Annotated in this window: 6 protein-coding genes and 1 other annotated feature; of the genes, 5 read left to right on the forward strand and 1 reads right to left on the reverse strand. The window is 47.7% G+C overall.

The features are described 5' to 3' along the window. Nucleotides 1-800 precede the first annotated feature (800 nt). Together G588_RS0113600 and G588_RS0113605 are read left to right on the forward strand one after the other, a co-directional pair. Complete coding sequence (locus tag G588_RS0113600) at nt 801-2,516, forward strand: GGDEF domain-containing protein (protein WP_022779286.1); 1,716 nt, start codon at nt 801-803, stop codon at nt 2,514-2,516. After that, on the forward strand, nt 2,509-4,191 hold the full coding sequence (locus G588_RS0113605) for a GGDEF domain-containing protein (RefSeq protein WP_022779287.1): 1,683 nt from the start codon (nt 2,509-2,511) through the stop codon (nt 4,189-4,191). The genes G588_RS0113600 and G588_RS0113605 overlap by 8 nt, the downstream gene beginning before the upstream one ends. Before the next feature lie 131 nt (nt 4,192-4,322). On the opposite strand, the gene G588_RS0113610 is transcribed toward G588_RS0113605, so the two are convergent. Next, the gene (locus tag G588_RS0113610) at nt 4,323-5,345 is read right to left on the reverse strand and encodes a sugar kinase (RefSeq protein WP_022779288.1); all 1,023 of its coding nucleotides are present in this window, start codon (nt 5,343-5,345) and stop codon (nt 4,323-4,325) included. 220 nt (nt 5,346-5,565) lie between these two features. Here G588_RS0113610 and G588_RS0113615 point away from each other — a divergent pair, with 220 nt between their 5' ends. The 3 genes from G588_RS0113615 to proS all read left to right on the forward strand — a co-directional run bounded on the left by G588_RS0113615 (nt 5,566) and on the right by proS (nt 10,228). Continuing rightward, entirely contained in the window at nt 5,566-6,951 is a 1,386-nt protein-coding gene (locus G588_RS0113615) for a TldD/PmbA family protein (RefSeq protein WP_022779289.1), read from the forward strand. Continuing rightward, on the forward strand, nt 6,952-8,250 hold the full coding sequence (locus G588_RS21695) for a TldD/PmbA family protein (RefSeq protein WP_022779290.1): 1,299 nt from the start codon (nt 6,952-6,954) through the stop codon (nt 8,248-8,250). 240 nt (nt 8,251-8,490) lie between these two features. Beyond that, nucleotides 8,491-8,730 (forward strand) — a binding site (T-box leader). A 64-nt stretch (nt 8,731-8,794) separates the two neighbouring features. Then, nucleotides 8,795-10,228, forward strand: a complete 1,434-nt coding sequence (gene proS, locus G588_RS0113625) for a proline--tRNA ligase (RefSeq protein WP_022779291.1) — start codon at nt 8,795-8,797, stop codon at nt 10,226-10,228. The last annotated feature ends 446 nt before the right edge of the window (nt 10,229-10,674 follow it).

Genomic DNA, 10,674 nt, shown 5'->3' on the forward strand with positions numbered 1-10,674 from the left:
CTGATTCTCTAAGACTCGATGCCAAAGGAATGCCTCCTACTCATGCCTATTCGTGAACAGTCGTCATTCCTTTGACCTCTCGTCTTGAGAATCATCTCGTCGTACAAGAACTGCGCATTTTCCCGACACTTTCCCTCGTAATTCCCCCTCCCCGCCTGCCCCTTTCCGCTCTCACTTTATGGATGCCGTCAGTTACAGTTTGCGTCTGCTGAAATAGGAGACCCCTTTTTTTGGAAAAATGAAATTCATCGTAGATGAGTGAAAATCCGCTTCGCGGAATGAAATTACGGCGCAGCCGTTATTTCATTCTTTATTGCTGCCGTAAACTGTCGAGGAAGAAGCGCCCCTTTGCCTGTTCCCAAATTCCACCTAAACTCCTCTACATTTCATATATTTCTTCATAGCACCTCCGAAAAAAGTGCCGCTGTCGCCAGCCGTTCATGGGCTGTCCCGCGGTTCACAGTCTTCGCCGGCTTCCGGGGCTTGGGACTTTCGGGGGAAAGCATCGCGAAAATGCGCAGTTCTTGTACGACGAGATGATTCTCAAGACGAGAGGGCGACGGAATGACGACTGTCCACGAATAGGCATGAGTAGGAGTCATTCCGGCGACATCGAGTCTTAGAGAATCAGGAGGCGCACGAAAACAAGTATTTTTGTGATGATTTCCCCCGGAAGTCCCAAGCCCCGGAAGCCGTCAAAGCCCCTCCCACCGCGGACATCCCATGAATGACGGCAATCTCCCGCACTTTTTTTCGAGGGTTTTCTATGGTAAAATATATGAAATAAAGAGGATTTTGTAATGAAATTTAGGAGCATCCAAAAAACAGGCATAGCTTTCTTCTTCCTCGCACTATTGTTTACGGGGTTCTTTTTTCTTGGCTACAACGACCGCATCACCAAATCCACCCCCAACTTTCTCCAGCTCACCGAAGGCTTCACCATCACCAAAACAGACCACTCCACCACCACCGCTCCCCTCACCTCTTCCGGCGTAGGCATCATCGACGAGGGCGAGACCGTGTCTTTTTCCCGCACCCTGGAGGAATTCGGCTTCGAGCATCCCTGTATCTCCTATCATTCCATCAGAGCAATCGTTAATATTTACTTAGATGATAAGCTGATCTACACCTTCGGCCAGAACTACTACGACACCAACACCACCGTTCCCAACAAGATCAATGTAGTTCCCCTTGGAGAGGACTACGCTGGCAAAGAACTTAGAATAGAGCTGACCGGCACCATGCGCGGAAGCTTTTCCGGACTTTCTCCCCTTCAAGTGGGTACAAGAGCAGACCTGATGACGCACAGATCCCTTCATTTCAGAGCCAGCTTTTTTACCGGAATATTCCTGTTTACTCTTGGACTTATACTGCTGATACTGTCGCCTTATCTTTTTATCTATCACAATCATGACATAAGGCTTCTGTTCTCAGGGCTTATCTCGCTGACCCTGGGCACCTATATGCTGTGCTACTACCTTATCATTGACGGCCTTGTGTGTAACCCTGTACTTAACACCATCTTGGAGTACGGCTCCCTCTACAACATTCCCACGGCCTTCATGGGGTATCTTATGTCCGTATACACGGGTAAGGCCAAAAAGATCTTCACCGGCCTTTTCATCACTGATGTATGCCTGTTCCTGTTTTCCGTTGCGCTCCACTTTCTTCATATCAGAAGATTCACGTCCTACACCGTTTTTCTGCACAGCATTTCCCTGTCCGAGTGCGTTCTGGTAGTGGTACTCATAATCTATTTCTACGTGACGACCAGACAGGAAGCGGAGCAAAAGAACATGAGCTCCGACAATATTTTCCTTGTGGGCATCATTCTTTTTGCCCTGTGCGCTTTTTATGACATTGTAAAATACAACTATCTGGTGTTCTTTAGTAGCAGCGGCGAAGCCTACGCAGAACTTAACGGAACCACTGTGGGGTCCCTGATTCTGGTATCCTGCCTGCTGGTAAGTTATCTCTTTTTCAACGTATTTAGTACCAACTACGATTCTCTTCAGAGCAGGATCGCCAATCTGGCCTACACGGACCCCTTAACGGGACTGGCCAACAGAGCCCGCTGCGAGCAGATGATGAGCATGCTCTCGGAGGAAAAGGGCGCCTATGCCATAATCAGCCTTGACCTTAATAAGCTCAAGCAGGTCAACGACACACTGGGGCATCACGAGGGCGACCGCCTTATCACCGGCTTTGCCACCATTCTCTCGGACTGCTTCTGGGATGCCAACCTGATAGGCAGAATGGGCGGCGACGAGTTCATTGTAGTGATGATAGAGGACAGAGCCCTCAACCTGACCAAGCGTATCCATGAGCTCTACTTCCTCATCAACGAGTGGAATCACAAAGAAACCAAATTCAGCTACAGCGCTTCCTACGGCTATGCCTACAGCTACGAAGTTCCTCACGGCTCTGCCCAGGAGGTTTATATGCTGGCGGACAACCGCATGTATGAGATGAAGCGGGAACACCAGAGTAAAACGGAGGTGACTGCACATGCGTAAGACTATATCCTTCGTTACCATATCTCTGGTCATAATCTCGGTTATAATCCTGCTCCTTCAGATGCTTTTTAAGTTCACACCCCAATACCCGATCATGACACTCAAAAAGGGCTGGACCGTAACCTACCACAACGAGCAGTACATAAATACTAATCTGGAAAAAATGAGTTCCAAGGTAGGAGCTGCCCTGGGAAGAGGCGACAATCTGACTCTCACCTATGCGGTTCCTATAAGCTCTCCTGACGTTCCTTTCCCATACCTTTTGTTCAAGACACAGTACATGGCCTATGAAGTCTATCTCGACGACGAACTCATTGCCAGTGAGGATCTGTCAGCCATGATTGACAACCATTTTGTGGGCAAGGGCTATAACAAGATCGCACTCCCCCTTGATTTTCAGAACAAGACTCTTTCAATCAGGCTATTTGTGGTGGAAAACAACACCTCCGCAGATATGGTAAGCCCCATGATAGGTAACTTCGACGACCTGTACAGATATCAGCTAAGCAGCGTTTACATTCCACTCTTTACCGGTGTTTTCCTGATCATCTTCGGTCAGGTCTTCCTGTCCATATCGTTGCTCTTTTATATGAAATCCTCCGGCGTATCCACTCAGGTCATCTGTTCCCTGATGAATATGCTGATCGGCGTGTGGATAATCAGCTCCTATGAATGCGCGGAGATTCTGATCACCAACTCCTTCAGTACCTTCGCAGAGCATGTGGCGGAGTACCTGCTGGTACCCTTTATTTACCTGCTTATCCTGGATCTTCATAAGCGCTACAACAACAGGGTCGTTACCGTTCTGGGCATAGCTTCGATGTCATTTTCAACACTGTTCATCGTGCTCCATGTCCTGAACATCGTCCATATTCACCATTTCCAGGTTCCGTACCTGACTCTGTCGGCAATAAGCATTATCATTATCACCGGCTATGAGATCACGGACCTTCGAAGGAAAATCAAGAATGCCACCACCAGAACGCTGATGGCAGGAGTCTGCGTGCTGTCTGCAATGTTCGTGGTATACGCAGTTGTAACTGCCCTTCATCTGTACACTGATTACAGGCAGAGTCCTGTCCTTGTAGCACTGCCGCTGGGAGCCATGTTTTTTGCCATCGTTCAGCTCCTTAACTACTTCATCTTCATGACACATGCCTTCTCCCAGAAAAGAGCGTATGCGTCGCTGCGACAGATTGCCTACGCCGACAATCTTACGGGCCTTCCCAACAGAGCCAGCTGCGACAAAAAGTTCCTTGAGCTCAATAATACAGACAGAGACTACTGCATCTTAAGCCTCGACCTCAACGGCCTTAAGGAAGTAAACGACAACGCAGGCCACCCCGCAGGAGACAGGCTCCTTAAATCCTTTGCGGAAGCCCTGTCCGAGACTTTCTCCGAGCTTGGTTTTTGCTGCAGGATAGGCGGCGACGAGTTCCTTGTTCTTCTGGAGGGCATTGACAGAAAGAGTCTGGATAATCGGATCAAGCTTCTTATCAGCAAGCTTGAAGATCTGGACGAAAAGGATCCTGAGGTTAATCACAGCGTATCCTACGGCTACGCCTTCAGCACCGAGGCCGAGGAAAGGGATACCCACACCGTCTTCATTCTGGCGGATAAAAGAATGTATGATTTTAAGAGGAAGTACTATTCCCACATGATGACAAGGGAATGACTGGAATAGAATATAGAATATCAGAATAACAGAAAAGACCGGGAGGAACCGGTCTTTTCATTAGAGGTTTTTATAAAGGAAATACGTTATGGCGAACGTAAATCGGCATTGTAAATGTCAGCTGCTACCACTTAGCGATTGAGCTCGCTTACCGGTCCCACTGACTTGTGGTTTGCAATGATGCCGTCAATCTCACGAAGGTCACTGGCGGGAAGGTCTCCCGGTATAGTGTTCTTGACGCTGGAGGTGGCATTTCCGTAGGAAAGCGCCTTTTTCACATCATTGTACTTAAGGATTCCGTAGAGAACGCCGGATACATAGGCATCTCCGGAACCTATTCTGTCTATAACATCAATATCTGTATATGGCTTTTCCGTTACAAATTCATCCGCTGTTGCATCGTAGATAGTAGAGGTGAAGTTATGCTTCCTGGGGCTTATTACTTCTCTCTGGGTGGTGCATACTATTTTCACCGGATAATCTCTGGTGTAGCTCTTCATGATCTCGGATAGCTCGCCCTCTTTCTGCATCATGCGTCTTGAAGTCTCCTCTGATACAAAAAGAATATCCACATAGGGAAGAATGTTATTAATGGCTGCCCTTGCCTCCTCTTCGCTCCAGAGATTGGCTCTGTAGTTGCAGTCAAAGGATACCATTGCGCCGCCTTTTTTGAAGCGCCTTATCATCTCTGTAACAACCTCGCAGGTGTTCTTATTAAGGGCCAGTGAAATGCCGCTGGTGTGGAACATCCTTGTGGAAGTGTACACATCCTCCGGTATCTCATCCAGTGAAATTCTGGTGATGGAGGAATTCATCCTGTCATAAACAATGGATGGCTTACGGGGAGCTGCGCCGTTCTCGTAATAGTAAATACCAAGTCTTGCCTCCGGCGACTCATCGTAGATAAGGTAATCGTCGGATACTCCCTCGAAACGGATTCTGTTTTTGATAAAAGTTCCCAGTGCATTCTGGGGAAGTCTTGAGATAACTCCGGTACGAAGTCCAAGAAGAGCAACGCCTGAAGCCACGTTCAGCTCTGACCCTCCTGCCCTCTTGTCGAACACATCGCCTCTTGTCATGCGCTCGTAGTTCGGGGGTGAGAGACGCAGCATTATCTCTCCAAATGTTAATAGATCAAATCTGCCGTCTCCCATGAGCCCTCCTCTTACGTAACCAACCATCAATATCCGCTCTTTAAGCAAAATTTGTAAGACAATCATAATGAAAAAGAAATTCCAATGTAAGTGCTTACATAAAACAGAATGTTGAAAATAATGAAGTTGTTATAGTTCCTCATGTAATCCGCTATTGAAGTATGTTTGCCCGACCTATACAATGATTTCTGAGGGGAAACTAAGTATTGGAGGAGAAATAATGCTGGAAGACATCTTACTGAAACAAAAAAGTCTCTTTGAAACCGGCCTGCAGACCGTTCTTCGCGGTCAGGAAAACAGGTACAGATCGGTTTCTATCCAAAACGGCAACCTAATCGGTAACTCCAGATCCGAGGAACGTGGCATCTGCTCAAGAGTGTATCTTGGCGGAGCCTACGGCTTTGCTTCAACTGCAGAGTACTCTGAGGAAGCTGCTGCAAGGACCATCAAGGCTGCCACAGAAAATGCCAGATATCTTGGCAAATACAACACTCAGAAAAAGGAACCCTATCCTTCACTGGGAAGTTCCTATGTAACTTCACCCAGAATGATAATCGACTTTGAGCAGAAAAGAATCGTAGAGCTCTGCAAGGAAATCGACGCCCACATCGAGAAGACCTATCCCGATCTTCTCTCAAGGAGCGTTTCCTATAACGAGATGACCATGGAAAAGATAATTGTGACCTCCGATGCAGCGGACGGACATGTGGCTTATCCAAGGTGCGGTCTGTATGTAAAGATGAGCAAAAAATCTGCAGACGGCCAGCCCATCGAGCTCTCCGATGCCATTGGTGGCTTCGGAGATCTGGAGGACCACTTCAAGGACCTTACTCCTATTTATGAAAAGATTGAGAAGCTCCACAAGCAGCTCTGTGACAAGGCTGAAGGGGTATACGCTGAGGCGGGAGTTAAGACCGTTATTCTTCACCCTGACGTTGCGGGCATGATTGCCCACGAGGCCATCGGACATACTGTTGAAGCTGACCTTGTTCTTGGAGGCTCCGTAGCAAACGGACGTATCGGGGAGCAGGTTGCATCAGACCTTGTCAGCATCGTTGACTACGCCCATACCTTCCGGGGCGGACAGGCTCCGCTTCCCGTATATCTTGACGACGAAGGTGTTGTGGCCAAGGACGCCGTGCTTATAGAAAACGGAATCCTTAAGGGCTACATGCACGACAGGGAGAGCGCAGACCACTTTGGCGCTGAGCCCTGCGGCAACTCAAGAGGCTATATTTTCTCAGACGAGCCTCTTATCAGGATGAGAAACACCACTGTACTTCCGGGAAAAGATACCCTGGAAGACATGATAGCTTCTGTAGATGACGGCTATTATCTTATCAGCACCAACAACGGCCAGGCAGATCTCACCGGCGAGTTCATGTTCGGAATCACCAGCGGCTATGAGATCAAGAACGGCAAGCTTGGCAGGGCAATCCTTGATACCACCGTTTCAGGCGTAGCTTTCGACCTTCTTAAGACTGTTGATATGGTTTCGGATACCGTAACCTGGTGCCCTCTTGGATACTGCGGCAAGAAGCAGATGATGCCCGTTTCCATGGGTGGTCCCGCCATCAGATGCAAGATTTCCATAGGAGGTAGATAAATGGCTGACTTACAGAAGATCTCAGAGATCATTACAGAGCATATTAAGACTAAGGGCGATCTGAAGGCAGATTTTACCATCACTGAATCTACCCAGCGCGAGATCAGCATGAAGGACGGGAAGTTCACTCTTTTCAGAACCCTTTTTGACAACGACCTCAGTATCATGGTCATCAAGGACCACAAAAGAGGTACCAAATACATCAACACCTTTGAAAAAGAGGCTGTTGAGGCCGCAATAGATGAGGCCCTTTCCTCCGCAGAGGCCAGTGACCCCGATGAGTGCTTCGACATCGCTCCCGGTCTTGAACCGGAGAACTTCAGCAACAAGGCCCTTGTTCCGGATATTGATAAACTGATGGAGCGCTGTCTTGAGCTGTCAGAGGACATCGCCAGGGATCACAAGAAGATCAAGGTCATGGAGATGTTTGCCAAGTACACCCGGGGCCACTCACTTTTTATCAATACCAACGGAACCCGCGATGATTCGGAATACGGTTTTTACCAGATCGTTATGGAATTTGCCGGCAACGACGGCCAGAACTCCACCGGTATCAATGTGTCCTGGGTTAACTTCGACAACCTTGATAAGAAGCTGATCGAGCTTGGCAGCATTGAAAAAGATCTGACAGATGCCGAGAACTCCCTTGATCCAATAAATATCAGCGACAAGTTTGAGGGCGATGTGCTCTTTACACCGGCCTGTGCATATCAGGTTCTATCCTATGTGATGGGCAATACCGTTATGGACAATGCCCTGGTAAACAAGACTAGCAAATGGCTTGATAAGATCGGTGAGCAGGTGGCTTCTCCTCTTCTTACGATCAGGGCGAATCCCTGGGATGAGAGGATCATCTGCCACGAGGTTCACACCCTGGACGGCTTCAGGTCAGAGAACTACGATGTCATCGAAAAAGGTGTGTTAAAGAGCTTTGCAGCAAGTCTCTATGCCTCCAATAAGTGTGGTGTGGAACGTGCTCGCAATACCGGTATGGACGCAGTGGTTGATCCCGGAGATACTCCTTACGAAGACATGGTTAAGGGCATCAAAAAAGGCCTTATCGTAGGCTCCATTTCCTGCGGAATGCCCGGCGCCACCGGCGAACTCTCCGGTGTTGCCAAGAATGCCTTCTATGTTGAGGATGGCAAGATCAAGGGCGCTGTCATGGAGACCATGATCAGCACTAACCTTTTTGACATGCTGTTTAATATCAAGGCTATTTCCAAGGAACTTCTTTGTAACGGAAGTATGGTTATGCCATATATCCTGGCCGGGGGAGTGACGATCTCAGGTAATTGATTCCGAGATGGCAAGGGGACGGTTGCGAGTCAATGGGGACGGTTTTTATACCAATGGGGACGGTTCTAAATGGTAAAGTTTTTTCTTTGCAAAAACTTTACCATTTAGAACCGTCCCCATTGGTATAAAAACCGTCCCCATTGACTCGCAACCGTCCCCTTGTCATCCCCTTGTCATCCCCCTGTCATCTAATACCTTGACAATAATCATAAATCCGAATAGAATCTTTTTTAAATATAAATAAAGACGTTGAAGAGGAATAGTAGCTGCGTAAGCTTCACAGAGAGAGGGCCGCTTGGTGGAAGGCTCTTAGGATGAAACAGTGAACCTGCCTTGGAGTCCTGTATGAAGGTCATATTTATTCGGAAATGGCATAAATACAGCGTTTCCCGCGTTAAGGGGCAGTTGAGAGAGATTCGCTTATGCTTTTTTAAGCGGATTTAAAAAGGGTGGTACCGCCGATGAACTTCGGTCCCTGATTTGGGATCAAAGAGCATCGGCTTTTTTGATTCCTTTAAAACAAATCAAAAAGGAGAAAAAGAAAATGGCAGACAACAAGAAACTCGTATCTGAGATCACCTCCATGGATGAGGATTTCACCCAATGGTACACAGACGTATGTATCAAGGCTGATCTCGTAAGCTATTCAAACATCAAGGGCTGCATGGTTATCAAGCCTGCAGGCTACGCTATCTGGGAGCTCATCCAGAAGCACCTGGATGCAAGATTCAAGGAGTCAGGCGTACAGAACGCTTACCTTCCTATGTTCATTCCCGAGTCACTTCTTCAGAAGGAGAAGGACCACGTAGAGGGCTTTGCACCTGAGGTTGCCTGGGTTACCCACGGCGGTCTCGAGGAGCTTTCCGAGAGATACTGCGTACGTCCTACTTCAGAGACTCTTTTCTGCGATTATTATAAGGGAGAGATCCACTCCTACAAGGATCTTCCTCAGGTTCTGAACCAGTGGTGCTCAGTAGTTCGTTGGGAAAAAGAGACAAGACCTTTCCTTAGAAGCCGCGAATTCCTGTGGCAGGAAGGTCACACAGCTCACGCAACCTTCGAAGAGGCTGAGGAGCGCACACAGCAGATGCTTGAGGTATATGCTGATTTCTTCGAGAACGACATGGCTATTCCTGTTATCAGAGGCCAGAAGACAGATAAAGAGAAGTTCGCAGGTGCTGAGGCTACTTACACAGTAGAGGCCCTTATGCACGATGGAAGAGCTCTTCAGAGCGCAACCAGCCACAACTTCGGCGATGGCTTTGCCAAGGCCTTCGGTATCCAGTATGCCGGCAAGGACAACCAGCTTCACTATGTAAATCAGACCTCCTGGGGTCTTACAACCCGTTCAATCGGTGCTATGATCATGGTTCACGGCGACAATTCAGGTCTCGTTGTACCTCCTAAGATCGCACCTGTTCAGGTTGTTGTTATTCCTATCCAGCAGAAGAAGGAAGGCGTTCTTGATGCAGCATATGATATCGCTAAGAGCCTTTCAGCCTTCAGAGTAAAGACAGACGATTCAGACAGGACTCCCGGCTTCAAGTTCGCCGAGCACGAGATGAGAGGTATTCCTGTTCGTGTTGAGATCGGACCTAAGGATCTTGAGGCAGGCAAGTGCGTACTTGTTCGTCGTGACACAAGAGAAAAGATCGAATGTGCTATTTCAGAGGTTCCTGCTAAGGTTGGAGAGCTTCTTGATACAATCCAGAAGGATATGTTTGCAAGAGCAAAGGCACACCTTGAGGCACACACCTTCGCAGCTAAGAACAAAGAGGAGTTCGCAGAGGCCTTCAAGGAGACCAATGGTTTCGTAAAGGCTATGTGGTGCGGATGCCGCGAATGCGAAGACAAGATCAAAGAAGAATACAACGTAACCAGCCGTTGCATACCTTTCGAGCAGGAGCAGATTTCCGACACCTGCGTAGTATGTGGCAAGCCCGCCACCAAGATGGTCTACTGGGGCAGAGCTTATTAATTCATCCCTGACGGAAAAATTGAACGGGAGGAGAAAATGACTTCCGGCGGTAAAAATTTTGCCACCGTAAGCCATTTCCTCCTCCCTTTTCAATTCTCCCTGTCTATAGAATAAATTAATACTTGGGGAAACTTCATTCTTTTGAACATTTCGCAAAAGCCTGACTGCAGCATACGAACTACTCATGGAACTTGCTTCTAATATGCATTTCACAGTCTAAGCCGAACAGATTATGGCTGTTACGTTGCATAAGTGCATATGAAGAGTGTCAAATGTAAGACGTTTAGTATGCATGAAGTGGTTGCTAAGAGTCTTGAGAAAGATGAAAAAGCATACGAAAGAGACTGATAATGAAGCTTTCATATGCACAAGAATGCAAAATGATATAGATATTAGGGATTATACTCATCTAAAGGCATATTAAGAACCTCTATTTGATTACTTTC

The organism is Butyrivibrio sp. AE3009, from assembly GCF_000420845.1.
GTDB lineage: Bacteria > Bacillota > Clostridia > Lachnospirales > Lachnospiraceae > Butyrivibrio.

Bases quoted from the DNA above. Each gene is read 5' to 3' on its own strand.
- G588_RS21695 (WP_022779290.1), top strand. From the start codon at position 6,952: ATGGCTGACTTACAGAAGATCTCAGAGATCATTACAGAGCATATTAAG.
- G588_RS0113615 (WP_022779289.1), top strand. From the start codon at position 5,566: ATGCTGGAAGACATCTTACTGAAACAAAAAAGTCTCTTTGAAACCGGC.
- G588_RS0113610 (WP_022779288.1), bottom strand. From the start codon at position 5,345: ATGGGAGACGGCAGATTTGATCTATTAACATTTGGAGAGATAATGCTG.
- G588_RS0113600 (WP_022779286.1), top strand. From the start codon at position 801: ATGAAATTTAGGAGCATCCAAAAAACAGGCATAGCTTTCTTCTTCCTC.
- G588_RS0113605 (WP_022779287.1), top strand. From the start codon at position 2,509: ATGCGTAAGACTATATCCTTCGTTACCATATCTCTGGTCATAATCTCG.
- proS (WP_022779291.1), top strand. From the start codon at position 8,795: ATGGCAGACAACAAGAAACTCGTATCTGAGATCACCTCCATGGATGAG.